21 protein-coding genes are annotated in these 25996 nt (G+C 61.3%); 11 read left to right on the top strand and 10 right to left on the bottom strand.

The features are described from left to right. Positions 1-72 precede the first annotated feature (72 nt). The 5 genes from rlmF to OC445_RS00085 form a co-directional block, all read right to left on the bottom strand. Positions 73-1089, bottom strand: a complete 1017-nt coding sequence (gene rlmF, locus OC445_RS00105) for a 23S rRNA (adenine(1618)-N(6))-methyltransferase RlmF (RefSeq protein ID WP_034128662.1) — start codon at positions 1087-1089, stop codon at positions 73-75. Positions 1090-1328: 239 nt separating this feature from the next. Next, positions 1329-4175 (bottom strand): valine--tRNA ligase, encoded by a 2847-nt coding sequence (locus tag OC445_RS00100; RefSeq protein ID WP_054897749.1) that lies wholly within the window; start codon positions 4173-4175, stop codon positions 1329-1331. 210 nt (positions 4176-4385) lie between these two features. Continuing rightward, complete coding sequence (locus OC445_RS00095) at positions 4386-4760, bottom strand: hypothetical protein (RefSeq protein WP_057976113.1); 375 nt, start codon at positions 4758-4760, stop codon at positions 4386-4388. A gap of 7 nt (positions 4761-4767) precedes the next feature. Continuing rightward, positions 4768-5196: a DNA polymerase III subunit chi gene (locus tag OC445_RS00090; protein ID WP_034128659.1), complete on the bottom strand. Its 429-nt coding sequence runs from the start codon at positions 5194-5196 to the stop codon at positions 4768-4770. A 176-nt stretch (positions 5197-5372) separates the two neighbouring features. Beyond that, positions 5373-6863: a leucyl aminopeptidase gene (locus OC445_RS00085; RefSeq protein WP_072447568.1), complete on the bottom strand. Its 1491-nt coding sequence runs from the start codon at positions 6861-6863 to the stop codon at positions 5373-5375. Positions 6864-7147: 284 nt separating this feature from the next. On the opposite strand from OC445_RS00085, the gene lptF reads away from it, so the two are divergent. From lptF to tadA, 10 genes are all read left to right on the top strand, one after another. Next, on the top strand, positions 7148-8266 hold the full coding sequence (gene lptF / locus OC445_RS00080; protein ID WP_034128657.1) for an LPS export ABC transporter permease LptF: 1119 nt from the start codon (positions 7148-7150) through the stop codon (positions 8264-8266). Continuing rightward, positions 8259-9338: an LPS export ABC transporter permease LptG gene (gene lptG / locus OC445_RS00075; RefSeq protein ID WP_003188851.1), complete on the top strand. Its 1080-nt coding sequence runs from the start codon at positions 8259-8261 to the stop codon at positions 9336-9338. The genes lptF and lptG overlap by 8 nt, the downstream gene beginning before the upstream one ends. Before the next feature lie 257 nt (positions 9339-9595). Next, complete coding sequence (lepA, locus tag OC445_RS00070) at positions 9596-11395, top strand: translation elongation factor 4 (RefSeq protein ID WP_032877619.1); 1800 nt, start codon at positions 9596-9598, stop codon at positions 11393-11395. Positions 11396-11400: 5 nt separating this feature from the next. Next, positions 11401-12255, top strand: a complete 855-nt coding sequence (gene lepB, locus OC445_RS00065) for a signal peptidase I (protein ID WP_003188855.1) — start codon at positions 11401-11403, stop codon at positions 12253-12255. A gap of 144 nt (positions 12256-12399) precedes the next feature. Further along, positions 12400-13089 carry a ribonuclease III gene (gene rnc, locus OC445_RS00060; protein WP_003188856.1) on the top strand — a complete coding sequence of 230 codons (690 nt, stop codon included), beginning with the start codon at positions 12400-12402 and terminating at the stop codon, positions 13087-13089. After that, positions 13082-13984 (top strand): GTPase Era, encoded by a 903-nt coding sequence (gene era / locus OC445_RS00055; protein ID WP_005785147.1) that lies wholly within the window; start codon positions 13082-13084, stop codon positions 13982-13984. Before rnc ends, era begins: the two co-directional genes overlap by 8 nt. A 195-nt stretch (positions 13985-14179) precedes the next feature. Next, on the top strand, positions 14180-14869 hold the full coding sequence (recO, locus tag OC445_RS00050; protein ID WP_034128656.1) for a DNA repair protein RecO: 690 nt from the start codon (positions 14180-14182) through the stop codon (positions 14867-14869). A 51-nt stretch (positions 14870-14920) separates the two neighbouring features. Next, a complete protein-coding gene (pdxJ, locus tag OC445_RS00045; RefSeq protein ID WP_003188860.1) occupies positions 14921-15664 on the top strand; it encodes a pyridoxine 5'-phosphate synthase in 744 nt (247 codons plus the stop codon). Between the two features lie 225 nt (positions 15665-15889). Continuing rightward, positions 15890-17272 carry a multicopper oxidase family protein gene (locus OC445_RS00040; protein ID WP_054897758.1) on the top strand — a complete coding sequence of 461 codons (1383 nt, stop codon included), beginning with the start codon at positions 15890-15892 and terminating at the stop codon, positions 17270-17272. Next, positions 17272-17763: a tRNA adenosine(34) deaminase TadA gene (tadA, locus tag OC445_RS00035; protein WP_054897751.1), complete on the top strand. Its 492-nt coding sequence runs from the start codon at positions 17272-17274 to the stop codon at positions 17761-17763. Before OC445_RS00040 ends, tadA begins: the two co-directional genes overlap by 1 nt. A 117-nt stretch (positions 17764-17880) precedes the next feature. Here tadA and cmoB read toward each other — a convergent pair whose 3' ends face one another. The 5 genes from cmoB to lon all read right to left on the bottom strand — a co-directional run bounded on the left by cmoB (position 17881) and on the right by lon (position 23285). Beyond that, entirely contained in the window at positions 17881-18837 is a 957-nt protein-coding gene (cmoB, locus tag OC445_RS00030) for a tRNA 5-methoxyuridine(34)/uridine 5-oxyacetic acid(34) synthase CmoB (RefSeq protein WP_054897752.1), read from the bottom strand. Continuing rightward, positions 18834-19577 (bottom strand): carboxy-S-adenosyl-L-methionine synthase CmoA, encoded by a 744-nt coding sequence (gene cmoA, locus OC445_RS00025; protein WP_047712669.1) that lies wholly within the window; start codon positions 19575-19577, stop codon positions 18834-18836. The genes cmoB and cmoA overlap by 4 nt, the downstream gene beginning before the upstream one ends. 36 nt (positions 19578-19613) lie before the next feature. Beyond that, positions 19614-20270, bottom strand: coding sequence for a lysoplasmalogenase (locus OC445_RS00020; protein ID WP_054897753.1), 657 nt, complete (start codon positions 20268-20270; stop codon positions 19614-19616). Between the two features lies 1 nt (position 20271). Beyond that, entirely contained in the window at positions 20272-20661 is a 390-nt protein-coding gene (locus tag OC445_RS00015; protein WP_054897754.1) for a protease inhibitor I42 family protein, read from the bottom strand. Positions 20662-20864: 203 nt separating this feature from the next. Next, a complete protein-coding gene (lon, locus tag OC445_RS00010; protein ID WP_054897755.1) occupies positions 20865-23285 on the bottom strand; it encodes an endopeptidase La in 2421 nt (806 codons plus the stop codon). 332 nt (positions 23286-23617) lie between these two features. On the opposite strand from lon, the gene OC445_RS00005 reads away from it, so the two are divergent. Continuing rightward, positions 23618-25954 carry a putative bifunctional diguanylate cyclase/phosphodiesterase gene (locus OC445_RS00005; protein WP_054897756.1) on the top strand — a complete coding sequence of 779 codons (2337 nt, stop codon included), beginning with the start codon at positions 23618-23620 and terminating at the stop codon, positions 25952-25954. Positions 25955-25996 lie beyond the last annotated feature (42 nt).

The following is a 25996-nucleotide window of genomic DNA, read 5'->3' as shown; positions in this document are numbered from 1 at the left end:
TTTTTTTTTTTTTCAAAATCCTGGGAGCGCTGCGCACTCCAGCGGGAGCAAGCTCCCTCGCCACAATGATTCTTATCGAACCCAGCGCTGGCGCCAGATCTGCTGCTCGTTCTTGGTCTGGAATGTCCAGGCCACAAAGCGGCTCTGCTTCTGCCCTTGGGACATCTCCACCACCTGGCTTTCCAGCACGCCGGCTTTTTTCAGCGCGGTTTCGATCGCCGGCAGGTTGGACGCTTTGGACACCAGGGTGCTGAACCACAGCACTTTATGCGCAAAATGCGCGCTCTCGGCGATCAGTTGCGTCACAAATCGCGCTTCGCCACCTTCACACCACAGTTCGGCCGATTGACCACCGAAGTTGAGCACCGGCAACTTGCGTTTCGGGTCGGCCTTGCCCAAGGCGCGCCATTTACGCTCGCTGCCTTTGGTGGCTTCGTCCATGGATGCATGGAACGGCGGGTTGCACATCGTAAGGTCAAAGCGCTCACCCGGCTCCAGCAGGCCCAACAGGATCTGCTTGGGGTTGGGTTGCTGGCGCAGCTGGATGACCTTGCTCAGGTCGTTGGACTGCACGATGGCCTTGGCGGCGGACACGGCGATCGGGTCGACCTCCGAGCCCAGGAAGTTCCAGCGGTACTCCATATAGCCAATCAGCGGGTACACGCAGTTGGCGCCCATACCGATGTCCAGCACCTTGACGATCGAGCCCCGCGGGATCTTGCCGTCGTTGACGCTGGCCAGCAGGTCGGCGAGGAAGTGCACGTAGTCGGCACGCCCCGGCACCGGCGGGCACAGGTAGTCGGCAGGGATGTCCCAATGCTGGATGCCATAGAACGACTTGAGCAGTGCCCGGTTGAACACCCGCACCGCATCCGGGCTGGCGAAGTCGATGCTCTCTTTGCCGTAGGGGTTGATGATCACGAACTGCGCCAGTTCCGGCGTGGTTTTGATCAGCGCCGGGAAGTCGTAACGGCCCGTGTGGCGGTTGCGCGGGTGCAGGGTGGCCTCTTTGCGCGGCGCGACGGGTTTGGCCGTGGCGGCGGTTTTAGGCTTCTTGCGCGGTGGTTTGGGCGTAGTGGGGGCGGTCATGATGATTCTGGTGTTGGCTCAATGTGGTGGGCATTGTCACACATTCCTGAACACAACTCGGTCAAATGTGGGAGCTGGCTTGCCTGCGATAGCATCACCTCGGTCTGCCTGATACACCGAGTCGTCAGTATCGCAGGCAAGCCAGCTCCCACAGGGATAGGGTTTTGATTGGGAAATGGTGTCGTTTTCCTGGACAAAAAAAAGAGGCCCGAAGGCCTCTTTCTCTACACGGTTTCCCCTTACAGGCTGGAAATCCGCGCATGTTGCTCCGCCAGCTTGCCCAAGGCCTGTTCAGCCTCGGCCAACTTGGCGCGTTCTTTCTCGATCACTTCAGCCGGCGCCTTGTCAACGAACGCCGCGTTGGACAGCTTGCCGCCCACTCGCTGCACTTCGCCTTGCAGACGCGCAATTTCCTTGTCGAGGCGGGCCAGTTCCGCGCCCTTGTCGATCAGGCCGGCCATCGGCACCAGCACTTCCATATCACCCACCAACGCGGTGGCAGACAACGGTGCTTCGGCATCGGCAGCCAATACGGTGATCGACTCCAGCTTGGCCAGCTTCTTGAGCAGCGCATCGTTCTCGCTGAGGCGACGCTGGTCTTCGGCACTGGCGTTCTTGACGAACACGGCCAGCGGCTTGCCCGGACCGATGTTCATCTCGGCGCGGATGTTACGTGTGCCGAGCATCAGAGTCTTGAGCCATTCGATATCGCTTTCGGCGGCCTCATCGATGCGCGCTTCGTTGGCCACCGGCCAAGGTTGCAGCATGATGGTCTTGCCTTCGATACCGGCCAGCGGCGCCAGGCGCTGCCAGATTTCTTCGGTGATGAACGGCATGAACGGGTGCGCCAGGCGCAACGCCACTTCCAGCACGCGCACCAGGGTGCGACGGGTGCCGCGCTGGCGTTCGACCGGCGCGTTTTCGTCCCACAGTACCGGCTTGGACAGTTCCAGGTACCAGTCGCAATACTGGTTCCAGATGAACTCGTACAGGGCCTGTGCGGCCAGGTCGAAACGGAACTGGTCGAGCTGGCGGGTCACTTCGGCTTCTGTGCGCTGCAACTGCGAGATGATCCAGCGATCCGCCAGGCTCAGCTCATAGGCTTCGCCGTTCTGGCCGCAGTCTTCGCCTTTGTCCAGCACGTAGCGCGCCGCGTTCCAGATCTTGTTGCAGAAGTTGCGATAGCCTTCGACGCGGCCCATGTCGAACTTGATGTCGCGACCGGTGGAGGCCAGCGAGCAGAAGGTGAAGCGCAGGGCGTCGGTGCCGTAGCTGGCGATACCGTCGGCGAATTCGTCGCGGGTCTGCTTCTCGATCTTTTTCGCCAGTTTCGGCTGCATCAGGCCCGAGGTGCGTTTCTGCACCAGGGTTTCCAGGTCGATGCCGTCGATGATGTCCAGCGGGTCCAGGACGTTGCCCTTGGACTTGGACATCTTCTGGCCCTGGCCGTCGCGTACCAGGCCGTGTACGTACACGGTCTTGAACGGTACCTGCGGGGTGCCGTCTTCGTTCTTCACCAGGTGCATGGTGAGCATGATCATCCGGGCAACCCAGAAGAAAATGATGTCGAAGCCGGTGACCAGCACGTCGGTTGAGTGGAATTTCTTCAGGAACTCGGTCTGCTGCGGCCAGCCCAGGGTAGAGAAGGTCCACAGGCCCGAACTGAACCAGGTGTCCAGTACGTCGTTGTCCTGTTGCAGCGCGATGTCCGCGCCGAGGTTGTGCTTGGCACGCACTTCGGCTTCGTCGCGGCCTACATAGACCTTGCCCGACTCGTCGTACCAGGCCGGAATACGGTGGCCCCACCACAGCTGACGGCTGATGCACCAGTCCTGGATGTCGCGCATCCACGAGAAGTACATGTTTTCGTACTGTTTAGGCACGAACTGGATGCGGCCATCTTCCACGGCGGCAATCGCAGGTTCTGCCAGCGGCTTGGTGGACACGTACCACTGGTCGGTCAGCCACGGCTCGATCACGGTGCCGGAGCGGTCGCCCTTCGGCACTTTCAGGCCGTGGTCGTCAACGCTGACCAGCAAACCGGCAGCGTCGAAGGCGGCAACGATCTGTTTGCGCGCTTCAAAACGGTCCAGGCCTGCGTATTCGGCCGGGATCTTGCCGTCAATGCTGTCGTTGAGCGTGCCGTCCAGGTTGAACACCTGGCAGGCCGGCAATACGGCGGCATTCTTGTCGAAGATGTTCAGCAACGGCAGGTTGTGGCGCTTGCCGACTTCGTAGTCGTTGAAATCGTGGGCCGGGGTGATTTTCACGCAGCCGGTGCCGAACTCAGGGTCGCAGTAGTCATCCGCGATGATCGGGATACGGCGGCCAACCAGTGGCAGTTCGACGAATTTGCCGATCAGCGCCTGGTAGCGCTCGTCGTTCGGGTTAACGGCGACGGCGGCATCGCCGAGCATGGTTTCCGGTCGGGTGGTGGCGACGATCAGGTAATCATTGCCTTCAGCGGTCTTGGCGCCGTCGGCCAGCGGGTACTTGAGGTTCCACAGGAAGCCTTTCTCGTCGTGGTTTTCCACTTCAAGGTCGGAAATGGCCGTGTGCAACTTGGTGTCCCAGTTGACCAGGCGCTTGCCGCGGTAGATCAGGCCGTCTTCATGCAAGCGCACGAAGGCTTCCTTAACGGCTTCGGACAGGCCGTCGTCCATGGTGAAGCGCTCGCGGCTCCAGTCTACGGACGAACCCAGGCGACGGATCTGACGGCTGATATTGCCGCCGGACTGGTCTTTCCATTCCCAGACTTTCTCCAGGAATTTCTCGCGACCCAGGTCGTGACGGTTCTGGCCGGTGGCTTCCAGTTGGCGTTCCACCAGCATCTGGGTGGCGATACCGGCGTGGTCGGTGCCCGGTTGCCACAGGGTGTCGCGACCCTGCATGCGGCGGAAGCGGATCAACGCATCCATGATCGCATTGTTGAAGCCATGGCCCATGTGCAGGCTGCCAGTGACGTTCGGTGGCGGAATCATGATGGTGTACGAGTCGCCCGCACCTTGTGGGGCGAAATAGTTCTCGGACTCCCAGGTGTTGTACCAGGAAGTTTCGATAGCGTGGGGCTGGTAGGTCTTATCCATGCGCGGCGGGACCCTAGTTGGCATTTATTCAGGAAAGCCGGCAAGTATAACGGGGGATAGGGGCGAGGGCGAGGCGAAGACGGTTAAGACCGATGCAGAATTAATGTGGGAGCTGGCTTGCCTGCGATGGCGGTGTTTCAGTCAGCATCTTCGGCGACTGATGCGCCGCCATCGCAGGCAAGCCAGCTCCCATAGGGGTCTATGCAAGGTTTAAGACTGGTATTGGCTGAGCAACCGCTCCATCCGCGCATCCATCCGACGCTTGATCTCGGCCTCGATATGCGGCGCAAAGTCATCGATCACATCCTGCATGATCAATTGCGCAGCGGCGCGCAGTTCGTTGTCCAGGTGCAGCAGCAGGGCGTCGGGGGCTTTTTCGGCGGCTGGAGCGGGTTCTGCAATCGCAGGTGCCGGCGCGGCAGGCTTGCCGCCGACCATGTCGAACAACAGCGGAATCTGTACCTCACCCTCGACCGTCTCGGTCAGCAGCGGCGGTTGCAGGTTGTCATCACCCAGCAACTGACGGATCGACTCCAGGTCGTCCAGCAGGTGTTCGTCTTTTTTCAGCGGGTTGGGAGTGTCCATCATGTACTCAAAGTCGTTGTAGCCGGTGATCTTGCAGAGGATAGCCCTGTTCACGGTAGAAACGGAAACTCTCCCGCGCAGCCTGACGAATAGCCGGGTCTTCCACTACCACTTCCGCCACACGGGCGAACGCTTGGGCAAAGGCCGGTACTTTCAGGTCGAGGTTGACCAGCAAGTCATGGTGATCGCCGCAATTGTCCCCCAAGCCCAGGACTACCAGGCTTTCAGGTTCGGATTCGGCGGGGCCGTGGGGCACGAAGCTTTCGCCCTTGAATCGCCACAGACGGGCATCAAGTTCTTCACGTTGGGCGGCATCGCTGCAGTGCAGGTAGATGCGATGGCCCATGCGCCAGGCTTTTTCAGTGAGTTTGCAGGCAAAGTCCAGGCGCGCGAGAGGATCGGCGCTGGGCAATATATAGAAGTCGACTTGGGGCATTGGAAATCCTGGGGCTGGCCTGGTTGCCCCTCTGTAGGAGCGAGCTTGCTGTGGCGAGCAAGCTTGCTTGCGCTGTGGTGCGCAGTGCCCCTAAAAAGCCGGGGACTGCTACGCAGTCAACGGGAGCAAGCTCCCTCGCCACAGCAAGCTCGCTCCTACAGAAGGGCCGGGGCCGCTTAAGCTTTGGCGCGATCCAGCAGGTATTGGGTCAGCAGGGGTACCGGACGGCCAGTGGCGCCCTTGTCCTTGCCGCCGCTGGTCCAGGCCGTGCCGGCGATGTCCAGGTGAGCCCAGTTGAAGTTCTTGGCAAAGCGCGACAGGAAGCAGGCCGCGGTGATGGTGCCGGCTTTCGGGCCACCGATGTTGGCGATGTCGGCGAACGGGCTATCGAGCTGTTCCTGGTACTCATCGAACAGCGGCAGTTGCCAGGCGCGGTCGTCGGCGGCCTTGCCGGCGCTGAGCAGTTGCTCGATCAGTTCGTCGTTGTTGCCCAGCAGGCCCGAAGTGTGGGAACCCAAGGCAACGATGCACGCGCCGGTCAGGGTCGCGATGTCGATCACGGCCTGGGGCTTGAAGCGCTCGGCGTAGGTCAGGGCATCGCACAGCACCAGGCGGCCTTCGGCGTCGGTGTTGAGGATCTCCACAGTCTGGCCGCTCATGGTGGTGACGATATCGCCTGGGCGAGCCGCGCCGCCGCTCGGCATGTTCTCGGCGCAGGCCAAAATGCACACCAGGTTGATCGGCAGCTTGAGTTCCAGCACGGCACGCAGGGTGCCGAACACGCTGGCGGCGCCGCCCATGTCGTACTTCATCTCGTCCATGCCCGCACCGGGCTTGAGGCTGATGCCGCCGGTATCGAAAGTGATGCCTTTACCTACCAGGGCGTAAGGCTTCTCGGACTTCTTGCCGCCGTTGTATTGCATCACGATCAGGCGTGGCGGCTGGTCGCTGCCCTGGCCCACGGCATAGAACGAGCCCATGCCCAGGTCCTTGATCTTCTTCTCGTCCAGTACCTCAACCTTCAAGCCCTTGAACTCTTTGCCCAATGCCTTGGCCTGTTCGCCCAGGAATGTCGGGTGGCAGATATTCGGCGGCAGGTTGCCCAGGTCGCGAGTGAACGACATGCCGTTGGCGATGGCCTGGGCGTGGGTGACGGCGCGCTGGACTTCAGCCTGGGCGGCCTTGATGGTCAGCAGGGTGATTTTCTTCAGGGCGCGCGGTTCGGTTTTCTGGCTCTTGAACTGGTCGAAAATATAGCCGCCGTCCACCAGCGACTCGGCCAGCAGGCGGGTCTTGCCGTAGCTGTCGCGGCCCTTGACCACGATTTCATCGAGCGCCAGCACCGCATCGCTGCCGCCCAGGCCCTTGAGGGTGGTGAGGATGCCGCTGACGATCTTGCGAAACGGACGGTCGCCCAGTTCGGCATCCTTGCCCACGCCCACCAGCAAAACGCGCTCGGCTTTAAGGTTGGGCAGGCTCTGCAGCAGCAGGCTCTGGCCGACCTTGCCGGCCAGGTCGCCGCGCTTGAGCACTGCGCTGATAGCGCCGCCGCTCAGTTCGTCCAGTTGCTTGGCGGCGACGCCGAGTGTGCGGCCTTCGCCGACAGCGACCACGAGGGTGGCGGTTTTCAACGTTTCGGGGCTAACGCTTTTTACAACCAATTCCATTTTCGGGTCCCTTATCAAGGTCTGTGAGCCGGGAGCTTGTACTCCGGCTTTAAAGCTCGGCAGCGTTGTAAACCGCCAGCGACAAAGGCCGCAGTTTGAACCTCGCCAACGGAGCCTGACAACCCTTGGCGCACGCTTTGTGCGTGCGCATGAGTAAGCTCCGTGACAGGCGAGGTCAATCACAGGATAATGCGCCATCTTTTTAGCCGGCCCGTGGTAAGCGGGTCGACTCGGTATGCTTGCTTGTTTGGCCGCCTTAGCCTGACAACCCTGGAGTGTCTGGTTTGATTGTCTTCCGTTATCTGTCCCGCGAAGTCCTGTTGACCCTGAGTGCCGTGAGTGCGGTGTTGCTGGTCATCATCATGAGTGGTCGTTTCGTCAAGTTCCTGGCCCAAGCCGCCGCTGGCGCCCTGGATCCGGGCTCACTGTTCCTGATCATGGGCTACCGGATGCCCGGCATGCTCCAGTTGATCCTGCCGCTTGGCCTGTTTCTCGGCATATTGCTGGCCTATGGCCGGCTGTACTTGGAAAGCGAGATGACCGTGCTGTCGGCCACCGGCATGAGCCAGCAGCGCCTGCTGGCCATGACCATGGTGCCTGCCGCCGGTGTTGCCCTGGTGGTGGCCTGGTTGAGCATGAGCCTGGCGCCCCAGGGGGCCATGCAATTCCAGCTGCTGCTGAACAAGCAGGATGCGATGACTGAGTTCGACACCCTCGAGCCCGGTCGCTTCCAGTCGCTCAGCGACGGTTCGCGGGTGACCTACACCGAAACCATGACCGACGACCGCTCCAACCTTGGCGGCGTGTTCATCTCCCAGAAGAACCTCGGTCAGAACCAGAAGGATCGGGGTATTTCGATTCTGGTGGCCGACAGCGGTCGCCAGGAAATCCGTCCCGATGGCAATCGCTACCTGATCCTGGAAAACGGCTACCGCTACGACGGCAGCCCTGGCCTGGCGGATTATCGGGCGATCAAGTACGACACCTATGGCGTCATGCTGCCCAAGGCCGAGATCAGTGACGAGGTCACCGACCGCGACGCACTGCCCACCTCATCGCTGTTCGGCAGCCCGGAGTTGCGCTCCATCGCCGAGTTGCAATGGCGCCTGTCCCTGCCGCTGCTGGTGTTTATCGTGACCCTGATGGCCGTGCCGCTGTCGCGCGTCAACCCGCGCCAAGGGCGTTTCCTCAAGTTGCTGCCAGCGATCCTGCTGTACATGGCCTACCTGACCATCCTGATTTCTGCCCGTGGTTCCCTGGAGAAGGGCAAGTTGCCACCGGCCTTGGGCCTGTGGTGGGTGCACGGGGTTTTCCTGATGATCGGCCTGGGGCTGCTTTACTGGGAACCTATCCGTTTGAAAATGAAGAGCCGTCGTGGCCTGAAGGAGTTGGCCCGTGGCTAAGCTTGATCGCTACATCGGCATTAGCGTACTGATCGCCATCCTGGCGGTACTGGGCATCATTCTCGGCCTGGCCTTGCTGTTCGCCTTCATTGATGAAGTGGGCAACGTTACTGACACTTACACAGTCACGGACGTGCTGAGCTACGTCGCACTGACCGCGCCGCGCCGCCTCTACGACATGATGCCAATGGCCGCGCTGATCGGCTGCCTGATCGGCCTGGGCACCCTGGCCAGCAACAGCGAGCTGACCATCATGCGCGCCGCCGGGGTTTCCATCGGCCGTATCGTCTGGGCGGTGATGAAGCCGATGCTGCTGCTGATGGCCTGCAGTGTGCTGATCGGTGAATACGTCGCGCCACCGGCCGAAGCCACCGCCCAGGCCAATCGCGCCCTGGCCCAGGGTTCGGGCGATGCGCAAAGCGCCAAGCACGGCCTGTGGCACCGCCAGGGTGACGAGTTCATCCACATCAACGCCGTGCAACCGGGTGGCCTGTTGATCGGGGTGACCCGCTACACCTTTGACAAAGAACGGCACATGTTGTCGTCCAGCTTCGCCAAGCGCGCGCAGTACAGTGGCGAGCAATGGCAACTGAGCGACGTCACCACCACGCACTTCCGTAACGTGGGCCAGGGCACCCAGTCCAGCACCGAAGTGGTCAATGTGCCGACCGAACAGTGGGATATCGCCCTCAAGCCGGAGTTGCTCAACACCGTGGTCATGGTGCCGGAAGCCCTGCCGATCTCCGGTTTGTGGAGCTATATCCACTACCTCAAGGAGCAGGGTTTGAACAATGGCCGCTACTGGCTGGCGTTCTGGGTGAAAGTCTTGCAGCCGGTGGTTACCGCGGCCTTGGTGTTGATGGCGATCTCCTTCATTTTCGGGCCATTGCGTTCCGTGACCCTGGGCCAACGGGTATTTACCGGCGTGCTGGTGGGCTTCACCTTCCGCATCGCCCAGGACTTGCTTGGGCCGTCGAGCCTGGTATTCGGCTTCTCGCCGCTGTTTGCGGTGCTGGTGCCAACAGCTATTTGTGCCGTGGCCGGGTTCTGGCTGCTGCGCCGGGCGGGTTGAAGCCGCGCTCGCTAAATGCCACTCACTGTAGGAGCGAGCTTGCTCGCGAAAGTCTGCGAAACGCAGCGTTTATCCAGAATAAGCGCGTTATCGTTGGCGATTTTCGCGAGCGAGCTCGCTCCTACAATTTTAAGCCCCATTAAAGTGGGGCTTTTTTGTATTGGTCAGCAAAGATGACGTCTGGCCTGAGCATCAGGTACAATTCCCGGCTATTTTTCAGCGGGCAATCTGCCTGCAGCCTTTTTGAGTGTTGATCCGTGAGTGATTTGAGTCATATCCGCAATTTCTCCATCATCGCCCACATTGACCATGGCAAGTCGACGCTGGCCGATCGATTTATCCAGATGTGCGGCGGCCTTGCCGAGCGTGAAATGGAAGCCCAGGTACTGGATTCCATGGACCTCGAACGCGAGCGCGGGATCACCATCAAGGCCCACAGCGTCACGCTGTACTACAAGGCCAAAGACGGCATCACTTACCAACTGAACTTCATTGACACCCCTGGCCACGTTGACTTCACCTACGAAGTCAGCCGTTCGCTGGCGGCCTGTGAAGGTGCGTTGCTGGTGGTCGATGCCGGCCAGGGCGTCGAGGCGCAGTCGGTTGCCAACTGCTACACCGCGATCGAGCAGGGCCTGGAAGTCATGCCCGTGCTCAACAAGATCGACCTGCCCCAGGCCGAGCCTGAGCGCGTCAAGGAAGAGATTGAGAAGATCATCGGCATCGATGCCACCGACGCCGTCACCTGCAGCGCCAAGACCGGCCTGGGTGTCGACGAAGTGCTCGAACGTCTGGTGCACACCATTCCCGCGCCGACCGGCAACTACGAAGATCCGCTGCAAGCGTTGATCATCGACTCCTGGTTCGACAACTACCTGGGCGTTGTGTCCCTGGTGCGCGTGCGCCATGGCCGTGTGAAGAAGGGCGACAAGATCCTGGTCAAGTCCACTGGCAAGATCCACCTGGTGGACAGCGTCGGTGTATTCAACCCGAAACACACCGCGACCACTGATCTGAAAGCCGGTGAAGTAGGCTTCATCATCGCTGGCATCAAGGATATTCACGGTGCACCAGTGGGTGACACCCTGACCCTGAGCTCCACGCCAGACGTCGACGTGCTGCCCGGCTTCAAGCGCATCCAGCCACAGGTCTACGCCGGCCTGTTCCCGGTCAGCTCCGATGACTTCGAAGATTTCCGCGAAGCCCTGCAAAAACTGACCCTCAACGACTCGTCGTTGCAGTACACCCCGGAAAGCTCCGACGCCCTGGGCTTCGGCTTCCGTTGCGGGTTCCTGGGCATGCTGCACATGGAGATCATCCAGGAGCGCCTCGAGCGCGAATACGACCTGGACCTGATCACCACCGCGCCAACCGTTATTTTCGAGTTGCTGCTCAAAACCGGTGAAACGATTTACGTCGACAACCCCTCCAAGCTTCCGGACCTGTCGGCCATCGAAGACATGCGCGAGCCGATCGTGCGGGCCAATATCCTGGTACCGCAGGAACACTTGGGCAACGTCATTACCCTGTGCATCGAAAAACGTGGCGTGCAGCGCGACATGCTGTTCCTCGGTACCCAGGTACAAGTGACCTACGATATGCCGATGAACGAAGTGGTCCTGGACTTCTTCGACCGTCTCAAGTCCACCAGTCGCGGCTATGCTTCGCTGGACTACCATTTCGATCGTTACCAATCGGCTAATCTGGTGAAACTGGATGTGTTGATCAACGGCGACAAGGTAGATGCCTTGGCACTGATCGTGCACAAGGACAACGCGCACTACAAAGGTCGCCAACTGACCGAGAAGATGAAAGAACTGATTCCGCGCCAGATGTTCGACGTCGCGATCCAGGCCGCCATCGGCGGGCAGATCATTGCACGGACTTCCGTCAAGGCTCTCAGAAAGAACGTACTGGCCAAATGCTACGGCGGTGACGTAAGCCGTAAGCGCAAGCTGCTTGAGAAGCAAAAGGCCGGTAAAAAACGCATGAAGCAAGTAGGCAACGTGGAAGTTCCACAAGAAGCCTTCCTTGCGGTGCTCAGGTTGGATAGTTAGGTCCTATGTCACTAAATTTCCCGCTGTTGCTGGTCATTGCCGTTGCCGTCTGTGGTCTCCTGGCGTTGCTCGATCTGGTGTTCTTCGCCCCGCGTCGTCGGGCGGCCATCGCTTCCTATCAGGGCAGCGTCAGCCAGCCCGATGCGGTGGTGGTCGAGAAGCTGAACAAAGAGCCCTTGCTGGTTGAGTACGGCAAGTCGTTCTTCCCGGTGTTGTTCATCGTGCTGGTGCTGCGCTCGTTTCTGGTAGAGCCGTTCCAGATCCCTTCGGGGTCGATGAAACCCACCCTGGACGTGGGCGACTTCATCCTGGTGAACAAGTTTTCCTACGGCATTCGCCTGCCGGTGATCGACAAGAAAGTCATCCCGGTAGGTGACCCGCAGCGCGGCGATGTGATGGTGTTCCGCTACCCAAGCGACCCGAACGTCAACTACATCAAGCGAGTCGTCGGCCTGCCGGGCGACGTGGTGCGCTACACCAGCGACAAGCGCCTGTTCATCAATGGTGAGTCGGTGGCCGAGAAGCTGTTGGGCGCCGAGCCGAATACCTTGGGCAGCGCCGAGCTGTACCAGGAAAAACTCGGTGCGGTGGAGCACCAAATCCGCAAGGAAATGAGCCGCTACCGTGCGATGCCGGATGGCCAGTGGAAAGTGCCTGCCGGGCACTACTTCATGATGGGCGACAACCGGGACAACTCCAACGACAGCCGCTACTGGGATGACCCCAACATTCCCAAGGATCTGCTGGGCATGGTGCCGGACGAGAACATTGTCGGCAAAGCCTTCGCGGTCTGGATGAGTTGGCCGGAACCCAAGCTCAGCCACCTGCCGAACTTCTCGCGGGTCGGGCTGATCAAGTAATACAAGCGGCGCTGTGAACACAGCGCCGAATGCTTTTCTGGGGCTTGGACATTTTCCGATGCCCGGTACCCATCAGGATTTGAATTTGAACACTGCGTCAATCGTCGATGGCCGCCGGTGCCATCAACTAGATATGGATAAACCGTGACCGTTTCTCTAAGTCGTCTCGAGCGTCAGCTCGGCTACACCTTCAAGGACCAGGAATTGATGGTCCTTGCCCTCACACATCGCAGCTTTGCAGGGCGCAATAACGAGCGCCTGGAATTCCTCGGTGACGCTATCCTCAATTTCGCCGCCGGCGAGGCGCTGTTCGAGCGCTTCCCCCAAGCGCGAGAAGGCCAGCTGTCGCGCCTGCGCGCACGCCTTGTGAAAGGCGAGACCCTGGCCGTGCTGGCCCGAGGCTTTGGCCTGGGCGAGTACCTGCGGCTGGGTTCCGGTGAGTTGAAAAGCGGCGGTTTCCGTCGCGAGTCAATCCTGGCTGATGCCCTGGAAGCCTTGATCGGTGCGATCTACCTCGATGCAGGCATGGAGACGGCCAAGGAGCGCGTTGTCGCCTGGCTGGCCTCGGAAATCGAAAGCCTGACGCTGGTAGATACCAACAAGGATCCCAAGACCCGCCTGCAAGAGTACCTGCAGTCCCGCGGTTGCGAACTGCCACGCTACGAAGTGGTGGATATCCAGGGCGAGCCCCATTGCCGGGTGTTCTTCGTGGAATGTGAAATCACTTTATTGAACGAAAAAAGCCGAGGTCAGGGTGTGAGCCGTCGTATTGCCGAACAGGTAGCGGCCGCTGCAGCACTGATTGCCCTGGGCGTGGAGAATGGCCATGACTGATTCAACCGCAACACGCTGTGGCTATGTTGCCATCGTCGGCCGCCCGAACGTGGGCAAGTCCACGCTGCTCAACCACATCCTCGGCCAGAAGCTCGCGATCACCTCGCGCAAGCCCCAGACCACCCGCCACAACATGCTGGGCATCAAGACCGAAGGCAACGTGCAAGCGGTGTATGTCGATACTCCTGGCATGCACAAAGGCGGCGAGAAAGCCCTGAACCGCTACATGAACAAGACCGCCTCGGCCGCGTTGAAAGACGTCGACGTGGTGATCTTCGTGGTCGACCGCACCAAGTGGACTGACGAAGACCAGATGGTCCTCGAGCGTGTGCAATACGTGACCGGCCCGTTGATCGTCGCGCTGAACAAGACCGACCGTATCGAAGACAAAGCCGAGCTGATGCCGCACCTGACCTGGTTGCAGGAACAACTGCCGAACGCCCAGATCATGCCGATCTCGGCCCAGCACGGCCACAACCTCGAAGCCCTGGAGCGCGTGATCGCCGGTTACCTGCCGGAAAACGAGCACTTCTTCCCGGAAGACCAGATCACCGACCGCAGCAGCCGCTTCCTTGCCGCCGAACTGGTCCGCGAGAAAATCATGCGCCAGATGGGCGCCGAGCTGCCGTACCAGATCACCGTCGAAATCGAAGAGTTCAAGCAGCAGGGCAAGACCTTGCACATTCATGCGCTGATCCTCGTCGAACGCGACGGCCAGAAGAAAATCATCATTGGCGACAAGGGCGAGCGTATCAAGCGCATCGGCACCGAAGCGCGCAAGGACATGGAGCTGCTGTTCGACTCCAAGATCATGCTCAACCTGTGGGTGAAGGTTAAGGGTGGCTGGTCCGATGATGAGCGTGCGTTGCGCTCTCTGGGCTATGGCGACCTGTAACGGGTTGCACAGTGACTGGCGGGCTTGCTGTGGCGAGGGAGCTTGCTCCCGCTGGGCCGCGGAGCGGCCCCAACAAGGTCGACGAGGTTTTTCAGGTATAACTCGGTGGCTGCTAGAGGGGCTGCTTCGCAGCCCAGCGGGAGCAAGCTCCCCTCGCCACACAAGCGCTCTCCTTCTTTAGAGATTCCCCGTCTCATGTCGCAATCCCCACCCCCCAGCCAACCCGCCTACGTCCTGCACAGCCGCGCCTACCGCGAAACCAGTGCGTTGGTGGACTTCCTCACGCCCCAAGGCCGACTGCGCGCAGTCTTGCGCAGCGCACGGGGCAAGGCGGGTACCTTGGCGCGGCCGTTCGTGGCGCTGGACGTGGAGTTTCGCGGCAAGGGCGAGCTGAAAAACGTCGGCCGCCTGGAAAGCGTTGGCACCTCGGCCTGGCTGAATGGCGATGCGCTGTTCAGCGGCCTTTACCTCAATGAACTGCTGATTCGCCTGTTGCCCGCCGAAGACCCGCACCCGGCGGTCTTCGATCACTACGCTGCCACCTTGCTGGCCCTCGCTGAAGGCCGTCCGCTGGAACCGCTGCTGCGCGCTTTCGAATGGCGCTTGCTCGACGACCTTGGCTACGGCTTCGAACTGGCCAACGACCTGCACGGGGAGCCCATCGCCGCCGATGGCATGTATCGCCTGCAAGTCGATGCGGGGCTTGAGCGTGTGTACCTGCTGCAGCCCGGCCTGTTTCAGGGCACCGAACTGCTGGCCATGAGCGAAGCCGACTGGCACGCTCCCGGTGCGCTGTCCGCCGCCAAGCGCCTGATGCGCCAGGCCCTGGCCGTGCACCTGGGCGGACGGCCGCTGGTCAGTCGCGAGTTGTTTCGAAAGCCCTGACGTCCCCGTGTATGCTGTGCACCGATTCTTTCCCTTTTCAGGAGCGCTTCCGTGACCACCAGCAATCGCATTCTTCTTGGCGTCAACATCGACCACGTCGCCACCCTGCGCCAGGCCCGGGGCACCCGTTACCCTGACCCGGTCAAGGCCGCGCTGGACGCCGAAGAAGCGGGCGCCGACGGCATCACCGTGCACCTGCGCGAAGACCGCCGCCACATCCAGGAGCGCGATGTACTGCTGCTCAAGGACGTGCTGCAAACCCGCATGAACTTCGAAATGGGCGTGACCGAAGAAATGATGGCGTTCGCCGAGCGCATCCGCCCGGCGCATATCTGCCTGGTACCGGAAACCCGCCAGGAGTTGACCACCGAAGGCGGCCTCGACGTCGCTGGCCAGGAAGCGCGGATCAAGGCGGCGGTGGAACGCCTGTCGCGGATCGGCAGTGAAGTCTCGCTGTTTATCGACGCCGACGAACGCCAGATCGAAGCCTCCCGCCGTGTCGGCGCCCCGGCCATCGAGCTGCACACTGGCCGTTATGCCGATGCCACCACGCCGACTGAAGTGGCCGATGAGTTGCAACGCATCATCGACGGCGTGAACTGCGGGCTCAACGAAGGCTTGATCGTCAATGCCGGCCATGGCTTGCATTACCACAACGTCGAAGCCGTGGCTGCGATCAAGGGCATCAACGAACTGAATATCGGTCACGCCCTGGTGGCGCACGCGTTGTTTGTCGGTTTCAAAGGCGCAGTGGCCGAGATGAAAGCCCTGATTCTGGCCGCTGCGAAGCACTGATAAACAATGAAGATCATTGTGGGAGCTGGCTTGCCTGCGATAGCGGAGCGTCAGTTTACGTATTCGTAGCTGGCCCACTGCAATCGCAGGCAAGCCAGCTCCCACACGATGAGTCTTCGGTGTTTTCAATGTGCGGCAATGCGAAGTCTTACTGTTTAGCCGACGCAGGTGTATCGTATCAGCCCTTTGCGGGCCCTTGGCCTGCGGCAGATACGCGAGGTTGTTGTGTCCCGATCCTTTTCCCGTCGACAAATCCTGGGTGGTCTTGCTGGCCTGGCCGTAGTAGGCGTCGGTGCCGGCGGTGGCTACCGCTACTGGCTGGGGAAAGTCGCTGAGTCCGAGGCGGGGCACGATTACGAGCTGATCGCCGCGCCCCTGGACGTAGAGTTGGTGCCGGGGCACAAGACCCTGGCCTGGGCGTTCGGCCCATCGGCGCCGGGCACCGAGTTGCGGGTGCGCCAAGGCGAATGGCTGCGGGTGCGCTTTATCAATCATCTGCCAGTCGCCACTACCATCCACTGGCACGGCATCCGCCTGCCGCTGGAAATGGACGGCGTGCCCTACGTCTCGCAATTGCCGGTGCTGCCTGGCGAATACTTCGACTACAAATTCCGCGTGCCCGATGCCGGCAGCTACTGGTATCACCCTCACGTGAGCAGCAGCGAAGAACTCGGCCGTGGCCTCGTCGGCCCGTTGATCGTGGAAGAGCGCGAACCCACCGGTTTCCAGTACGAGCGCACCTTGAGCCTGAAGAACTGGCACATCGACGAAGAGGGCGCATTTGTCGAGTTCAGCATCCCCCGTGAAGCGGCGCGTGGCGGCACGGCCGGGCGCCTCTCGACTATCAACGGCGTGCCCCAGGCGGTGATCGACCTGCCGGCTGGGCAAATCACCCGCGTGCGCCTACTCAACCTCGACAACACCCTGACTTATCGCCTCAATATTCCTGGCGTCGAAGCGCAGATCTATGCCCTGGACGGTAACCCCATCGAGCCGCGCCCGTTGGGCAAGGAATATTGGCTGGGCCCGGGCATGCGCATTTGCCTGGCGATCAAGGCGCCACCGGCGGGCGAAGAACTGTCGCTGCGCAACGGCCCGGTGCGCCTTGGCACCTTCCGCTCTGTCGCCAATACCGACGCGCCTACCGCATGGCCACCGGCATTGCCGGCCAACCCGGTTGCCGAGCCAGACCTGGCCAATGCCGAGAAACTCAACTTCAATTTCGAATGGGTCGGCTCAGTGTCGGTCAACGTCGAAAACGGCAAGCCGCCGAGCCTGTGGCAGATCAACGGCCAGGCCTGGGACATCACCGACAAGACCTGTGCCGACCGCCCGATTGCCAAGCTGGAGAAGGGCAAGAGCTACATTTTCGAATTGAAGAACATGACCCAATACCAGCACCCGATCCACCTGCACGGGATGAGCTTCAAGGTGCTTGCGTCCAACCGCCACAAGGTGATCCCGTATTTCACCGACACCTATCTGCTGGGCAAGAACGAACGCGCCCGCGTGGCCTTGGTGGCGGATAACCCAGGGGTGTGGATGTTCCATTGCCATGTGATCGACCACATGGAAACCGGCCTGATGGCCGCCATCGAGGTGGCGTGATGCGCCAGATTCGTCCCGCCGCGATTATCGACCGCAGCCGCGACCAGGACTTTATGCGCGAAGCCCTGGCGCTCGCCGCCCAAGGCGCTGCATTGGGCGAAGTGCCGGTGGGTGCGGTGCTGGTGCAGGGCGGTGAAATCATCGGCCGCGGCTTCAACTGCCCCATCAGTGGCAACGACCCCAGCGCCCATGCCGAAATGGTCGCGATCCGCGCCGCTGCTCAGGCGATCAGCAACTATCGGCTGGTGGGCAGCACGCTGTACGTGACGCTGGAACCGTGCAGCATGTGCGCGGGTTTGATCGTGCATTCGCGGGTTGCGCGTGTGGTGTATGGCGCGCTGGAGCCGAAGGCGGGCATCGTGCAAAGCCAGGGGCAGTTTTTTACCCAGGGTTTTCTAAACCATCGGGTGTTGTTTGAGGGCGGGGTATTGGCCGAGGAGTGTGGGGCTGTCCTGAGCGAGTTCTTCAAAGCCCGACGAGCTAAACCGTGATGATCGTTCCCACGCTCTGCGTGGGAACGCAGCACAGGACGCTCTGCGTCCCAAAGCGTGACGTAGAGCGTCACAAGAGGCATTCCCACGCAGAGCGTGGGAACGATCATAGTGGTGTCATTTACGAGCGATGATCACCGCCCGCATCGGCGCCGGCAGCCCTTCAATGGTCTTGCTGTGATCCTCAGGGTCCAGGAAATCACTCAGCGACTGATACTTCATCCACTGCGTTCCACGCTGCTCCTCAACCGTGGTCACGCTCACATCCACGCACCGCACATCACTGAACCCGGCCCGGCGCAGCCACAGCATCAACGCCGGTACCGACGGCAGGAACCACACGTTGCGCATCTGGGCATAACGGTCTTCTGGCACCAGCACTTGTTGTTGGTCGCCTTCCACCACCAATGTTTCCAACACCAACTCGCCGCCCTTGACCAGGGTGTCCTTCAACGCCAGCAAATGCTCGATGGGCGAGCGGCGGTGGTAGAACACGCCCATGGAAAATACCGTGTCAAAGCCTTCCAGGTTCGCCGGCAAGTCTTCGAACGGGAACGGCAAGTGCCAGGCCTTGGGCTCGGACAAGTAGCGCTGCACCGCCTGGAACTGGCAGAAGAACAGCCAGTTGGGGTCCACGCCAATCACGCTGTCGGCCCCGGCGCCGAGCATGCGCCACATGTAGTAGCCGTTGCCGCAGCCCACATCGAGGATGCGCTTGCCTTTGAGGTCCAGGTGCGGCGCGACCCGCGACCACTTCCAGTCCGAACGCCACTCGGTGTCCACATGCACGCCGAACAGATGGAACGGGCCTTTGCGCCAGGGGCTCAGGCCCATCAGCGCCGTGTGCATCTGCGCGCGGGTGGCGTCGTCGCAATCGGTGTCCAGCACCAGGCCGTTGAGCAAATCTACGCTGTTGGGCTGGATCTTCGGCAGCGCATCCAAGGCGCTCTGCCAGCGCTCCAGGTCGCCATGGCCTTTTTCCATCTTGCTATCGAGCTGCGCTTGCAGGCCCTGGGCCCACACGGCCAAAGGAGTGCCTACCAGGTGGCGGGCGAGGGGGGACAAATCAATCATGGCAAGGCAATCAACGAGGCAAAGTTAAGACACTGGAACCACGGCACGACTTTCGAGAACCCGGCCGCCAGCAGGCGTTCGCGGTGTTCTTCGAGGCTGTCGGGCTTCATGACGTTTTCGATGGCGCTGCGCTTCTGGGCGATTTCCAGCTCGCTGTAGCCGTTGGCGCGCTTGAAGGCGATATGCAGGTCGGTCAGCAGCGCGTGCTCTTCAACATCGTTAAAGCGCAGCTTTTCCGAGAGGATCAAGGCCCCGCCCGGCAGCAGCGCCTGGCGAATGCGCCCCAGCAACGCCAGGCGCTCCTGGGGGGCGATAAATTGCAGGGTGAAGTTCAGGGCCACCACCGAGGCGGGCTTGAATTGCAGGGCGAGAATATCGCCCTCGATCACCTCCACGGGCAGCAACTCCTGGAACATCGAGTCCTGGCCATTGAGGTATTCGCGACAGCGCTCGACCATCGCGGCGGAGTTGTCCACGGCGATCACCCGGCAACCCTCGGTGCGTACATGGCGGCGCAGGGCTTGGGTCACGGCCCCCAGGGAAGAGCCCAGGTCATACAGCACGCTGTGGGGCTGGGCAAATTGCGCGGCCAGCACGCCGAGGTTCTCGACGATGGTGGGGTAACCCGGCACCGAGCGCTTGATCATGTCCGGGAACACCCGCACCACATCCTCGTTAAAGGCGAAGTCCGGCACCTGGGGCAGGGGCTGGGCGAATAGGCGATCGGGTTCTTTGCTCACGGTTGTTCCGGCGACGGTGGGGGAAAGGCCGGCATTTTAGCCAAGTTGGCCCTCGGATGCGCGGGTTGTCTGATGGAAAGCCGAGGCGGTGATGCCCCATTGCCCGAGCCAGTAGGTGGCGATCAGCAAATACGGCGCTGCCTCGAACGCCAGCACAAACCGATTGATGCCGATCAGCGCGTCGGAAACCACAAACGACACCGCACCCGCCGCCGCCAGCCACGCTGAACGCTTGGGCACCTCGCTGCCCAGTCGCGCCAACGCACGCCAGAGCATGGCGCTGATCACCAGCGCGTAAACCACCACCGGTATCAAAAGCTCACCGAGGCCGTGGGAGATCAGGATGCTCAGCAAGATTGCGCCTACGCCGAGGGCCAGCACCAGCGGCAGCAGCGCCAAGCGCCGACAGTCACTGAAATAGGCTTTGAGATAGGCCAGGTGCGCGAACAGAAACGCGCCCAGGCCAAAGATAAACAGGTCGCCTGGCCAGGCAAGTAGCACGTCGCCCACCACGGAAAAAATCAACCCCAGGCTGATCCAGCGTCGATACTCGGTGGGCGGCGCGTCATGCAGCCAACCCAGCAGCGCCAGCACCGGCAGTGGCTTGACCAGCAGGCACAGCAGCGTCGCATGGGTCGCCAGGCCATAGACAAAGGTGCCGGCGCCCATCAAGGCAAGGATCAGCCATGGCATATCAGTTCACCGTAATGGCGCAGTCAAAGGTTTCGACAGGTTCGGCCTCCGGCTCCCAAGGTTGCTGGGATGTCAGGCGCAAACGCCCTTGCCCTGCGGCAAACGCCTGGAAGCGCCAGGTGGACTGGCCGCCCCCGCCGATCACGCCGGACTCGGTGCTGCTGTAGACCTCGGGGCTCAAGGCGCGCAACACGCCGCCGGCGGAGTCCTGGATGGCCCAGCGGTAACCGGTGGTGGGGTTGCTGGGCAGGGTGAGGATCAGGTTTTGCCCGTTTTTAAGCTGGAGCGGGCAGGCGCTCTGGTTGTCCACGCTGACGTTTTGCTTGGGGGCACTGGCGCATCCGGCCAGCAGGGCAAGGCTCAAGGGGAGAAACAGGCGGGCAGCGGTCATGAAGGCTCCGTTAATACACGACGAAGGGGGAGCATAACCGAAGATGAGACAAGGTGTGACAAGGTGGGGTTTTGCGTTGGCCGATCGTTCCCACGCTCTGCGTGGGAACGTTGCCTTGGACGCTCCGCGTCCGCTTTGTGACGCGGAGCGTCACGGGATGTATTCCCACGCAGAGCGTGGGAATGATCAGGTCTGGATATTTATCAGAAGAGCACCTTCGCCACATCCGCAAACCGCTTGGCAAAGTGCACCGTCATCCCTTCCTTCAAATAGTCCGGCAACTCTTCAAAGCTGCCACGGTTGGGCTCCGGCAAGATCAACTCGTGAATCTTCTGGCGCCGCGCCGCAATCACCTTCTCGCGCACCCCGCCAATCGGCAGTACATGCCCGGTCAAGGTCAGTTCGCCGGTCATCGCCACGCCTTTTTTCGGCGGTTGGTTGCGGGCCAGGGACAGCAACGCACTGGCCATGGTCACGCCGGCGCTCGGGCCGTCTTTCGGCGTGGCGCCTTCCGGGACGTGCAAGTGCACGAAGGCTTCGTCGAAGAACTTCGCATCGCCGCCAAACGACTTCAGGTTGGAACTGATGTAGCTGTAGGCGATTTCGGCGGACTCTTTCATCACTTCACCCAACTGCCCGGTGAGCTTGAAGCCGCGGTTGAGCGTGTGGATGCGCGTCGCTTCGATCGGCAAGGTGGCGCCGCCCATGCTGGTCCACGCCAGGCCGGTAATCACGCCGGTGCCGGACAGCACTTGCTCATTACGGAATACCGGCATGCCCAGGGAGCTTTCCAGGTCCTTGTTGCCGATCTTGATCACCGAGTCAGGCTCATCCAGCAGTTTTACCACCGCCTTGCGCACCAGTTTGCCCAGCTGTTTCTCCAACTGACGCACGCCGGCCTCTCGCGCATAACCGTCGATCAAGGCGCGCAAGGCACCGTCGCTGATGGTCAGGCTGTTTTTGGCCACGCCGGCTTTTTCCAACTGCTTGGGCCACAAGTGGCGCTTGGCGATGGCGACTTTTTCTTCGGTGATATAGCCCGACAGGCGAATCACTTCCATGCGGTCCAGCAACGGACCGGGGATTGAGTCCAGGGTGTTGGCGGTGCACACGAACAGCACTTTGGACAGGTCCAGGCGCAGGTCCAGGTAATGGTCGAGGAATTCGACGTTCTGCTCCGGGTCCAGGGTTTCGAGCAGCGCCGACGCCGGGTCGCCCTGGAAGCTCTGGCCCATCTTGTCGATCTCGTCGAGCATGATCACCGGGTTCATCACTTCCACGTCTTTCAACGCCTGCACCAGCTTGCCAGGCAGGGCGCCGATGTAGGTGCGCCGGTGGCCCTTGATCTCGGCCTCGTCGCGCATGCCGCCGACACTGAAGCGATAGAACGGCCGCCCCAGGGATTCGGCGATGGACTTGCCCACACTCGTCTTGCCCACGCCCGGCGGGCCTACCAGCAATACGATGGAACCGGCGACTTCGCCCTTGTAGGCGCCCACCGCTAGGAATTCGAGGATGCGGCTCTTGATGTCATCCAGGCCCGCATGGTGCTTGTCGAGCACTTTGCGCGCGTGCTTGAGGTCGAGTTTGTCTTCTCCGTACACGCCCCACGGCACCGAGGTGGCCCAGTCCAGGTAGTTGCGCGTGACGGCGTATTCCGGCGAACCGGTTTCCAGGATCGACAGTTTGTTCAGTTCTTCATCAATGCGTTTTTTCGCTTGCGCCGGCAGCACTTTGCCTTGCAGGCGCTGTTCGAACTGTTCGACATCGGCGCTGCGATCGTCCTTGGTAAGGCCCAACTCCTGCTGGATGACCTTGAGTTGTTCCTTGAGGAAGAACTCACGCTGGTGCTCGCCGATCTTGCGGTTTACCTCGGCGGAGAGTTCTTTTTGCAGGCGCGCGACTTCCACCTCTTTGCGCAGCATCGGCAGCACTTTTTCCATGCGCTTGAGCATGGGCACGCAGTCCAGCACTTCCTGCAGCTCATTACCTGTCGCCGAGGTGAGGGCGGCGGCAAAGTCAGTGAGCGGCGACGGGTCGTTGGGGCTGAAGCGGTTGAGGTAGTTTTTCAACTCTTCGCTGTACAGCGGGTTGAGGGGCAGCAGTTCCTTGATCGCATTGATCAGCGCCATGCCGTAGGCCTTGACCTCATCGGTCGGCTCGCTGGGCTGGTGCGGGTATTCGACTTCCACCAGGTAAGGTGGGCGGTGGTGCTTGAGCCAGGTCTTGATGCGCACGCGGGTCAGGCCCTGGGCGACGAACTGCAGCTTGCCGTTCTCGCGGCTGGCGTGGTGCACCTTCACCAGGGTGCCGTACAGCGGCAGGGCGGAGGTGTCGAAGTGCCGTGGGTCTTCGGGCGGCGTGTCCATGAAAAACAGCGCAAGGGAATGGTGGTCGGATTTGCTCACCAGCTCCAGGGTTTCGGCCCAGGGTTCTTCATTGACGATCACCGGCAACACTTGTGCCGGAAAAAACGGCCGGTTGTGGATCGGGATGATGTAGACCTTGTCCGGCAGGTTTTGCCCAGGCAGGGCCAGGCCAGTATTGGACGAGGTGGTTTCAGCGTTTTCGGGGTCGGCGTAATCGTTGAGGTCGTAATCTGGAAATTCTTGCTGGTCGCTCATGGGGCACCTGCATCAGTAAGTATGCAGGTTAGATGGGGCGGGGTTGCGGTGGTTTCAATGGGGGGGCGTCGTTAGCAACAATTTGCATGAAATAACGGGAGGGTTGCGGTCAACGTACTTTACCCCTCCGCTTTTCGAACTGATCGTCAATAATGTGACGGCTAGACCCAGCTTTTATTGGGTTTACTTATCCCCAGTCCCAGCTAACCTGCTTTAATAAAATTCCCCATAAAAAAGGATGTTTTTTTGACGCCGGTTAGCAGTCGGCAGGGACGCGTATGACACAAGGAAAGCACGGCCAAGAGCGACGAGCGCGGCCCGAGGGCGCGGCCATGCACTGGCGCCACACGTTTCAGACCCGCATAGCCGGGGTGCTGGCGCTGTTGTTGCTGGTGGTCGTGGCCGCCACCTATTTTGCCGTGCACGCTGCCACCACCCGTGCGGTGGAGAATCAGGCCGACGTACAGTTGAACACCGGGCGGCAGGTGTTCGAGCGCCTGCTGGACCTGCGCGGGCGGCGCTTGCAGTACGGGTTGGACTGGCTGACCGCCGATGGGCCGTTCAAGCAGGCGGTGGCCGGCGGCCGGACGGTGCCGATCCTGGAGGCCCTGGGCACCCATGGCACCGGGGTCAGTTCCAGCGAAGTGGTGGTGCTGGGCCTGGATGACAGGGTCATGGTCAGTACCCTGCTGGTGCAGACGCGGGGCCAGTTGTTCCCGTATGCCGATGCCTTGCGCAAGGCGCGGCGCAGCGGCCAGCAAATGTTGATCGTCGCCATGGCCGGGCGCCCCTATTTGCTGGTGCAAAAAGATGTGCTCGGGCCTGTGCCGATCGCACGCGTGGTCATGGGCTTTCCCATGGACACGCAATTCGCCCATGAACTGCGCTCCATGAGCAACCTGGAGGTGTCGTTCCTCAGTGTGCAGGACGGCCATCTCGGTCAGCTGTTCACCACCCACCCTGGCAATTGGCGCCCAAGCATTATCAGCCTCTTGCATGGCACGCAGGTCGATCCTGAGGCGAAGATCCAGCTGTTCCATGGCCAGCGTGTGCTCAGCCAAGTGTTGCCCTTGGCCAACAGCGGCGAAGGCGATGAAGTGCGCGTGTTGCTGCAAAGCCCGCTGGACCATGCGCTGGAATCCTTCGCGCCGCTGGACCGGCAGTTCATGGGGATTGCCCTGGCGGTGCTGCTGGTCTCGCTGGCGGTGGCCTTATTCCTGGCGCGGCGAGTGTCACGCCCGCTCAATGCGCTGGTGCAAGCCGCTGAACGGATCGGGGCCGGTGACTACCGCACCCCGGTGCGGGTGCGCAGCCACGACGAGTTCGGCCTGCTGGCGCGGGCGTTCAATGCCATGCAAAGCGGCATCGCCCTGCGCGAACGGCAACTGGCCCACAATGCCTTGCATGACCCGCTCACCGGATTGCCCAACCGTGCCTTGGCCATGGAGCGCCTGGGCAGTGCGATCAGCGCACGGCGGTCGGTGGTGTTGCTGTACGTGGGGATTGAAAACTACCGAGTCATCAACGAAGGGTTCGGCCCCGAAGGTGTCGAGCACATGTTGTGCGAGGCCAGCCGCTGCTTGTCCAGCAGCCTGTTGGCCAGCGACACCGCCGCGCGCATCGCCGGCAGTGAGTTTCTGTTGTTGCTGGAAAACACCGAGATCGACTCTGCCGTGGCCCGCGCCGACCAGTTGCATGGGGCGTTGACCGAACCCCTGCGCATCGGCAATGACGAAGTGCGCCATGAGGTGAGTATCGGCATCGCCGCGTACCCTGCTGATGGGCAGCAGGTGGAAGAGTTGATCAACCGCGCGGCCATCGCCCGGCACGACGCGGCCAACCTGCCGGGGCATTTGCAGATCTACCAACCGGACCGCGACCTCGCCCACCAACGCCAGATCACCCTGATTCGCGACTTGCGCCGCGCCGTGATCGAAGGCGAGTTGTTCCTGTGCTACCAACCCAAGCTCGACCTGCGGCACGGGCACGTGGGCCAGGCCGAAGCCTTGCTGCGCTGGCAACACGCGACGCTGGGGCAAGTGTCTCCGGGGGAGTTCATTCCGTTGGCCGAACGCACTGGCAGCATGGGTGCCCTGACCCTGTGGGTGATCGAGGAAGCCATCCGCCAGATTGCCGAATGGGCGCAGCGTGGGCTGGTTATCCAGCTGTCGGTGAATATCTCCGTGAACGACTTGGCGGATGATGACTTGGCCATTCGCGTCACCGCGCTATTGGCCCAATACCATGTGGGCGCCGAGCATTTGATTTTCGAGATTACCGAGAGCGCCATTATGCACAACCCGCAGCAGGCCCTCAGCGTGCTGGAGCAGCTGCGCAATTGCGGGATCAGCCTGTCGGTGGATGATTTCGGCACCGGTTACTCCTCCCTCGCACAGTTGCAGCGCCTGCCGGTGCAAGAGCTGAAGATCGACCAGTCCTTTGTGCGCAACCTCGACAGCACCAGCGGCGACGGGGTGATCGTGCGCTCCACCATCGAGATGAGTCATAGCCTGGGGCTCAAGGTGGTCGCCGAGGGCGTGGAGTTCGAACACAGCCTCACCTTGCTCAAACGCTGGAACTGCGACACGGCCCAGGGCTACCTGATCAGCCGCCCGCTCAATGCCATGGCGTTCGAGCGGTGGATGCGGCGTGAGCAGGTGCCAACCTAGACAGTTTGACTGTGGCGAGGGAGCTTGCTCCCGCTGGAGTGC

Origin of the sequence: Pseudomonas sp. Pse35 (genome assembly GCF_024519715.1) — a bacterium.
GTDB lineage: Bacteria > Pseudomonadota > Gammaproteobacteria > Pseudomonadales > Pseudomonadaceae > Aquipseudomonas > Aquipseudomonas paracarnis.
This window is presented reverse-complemented; position numbering and strand designations above follow the sequence as displayed.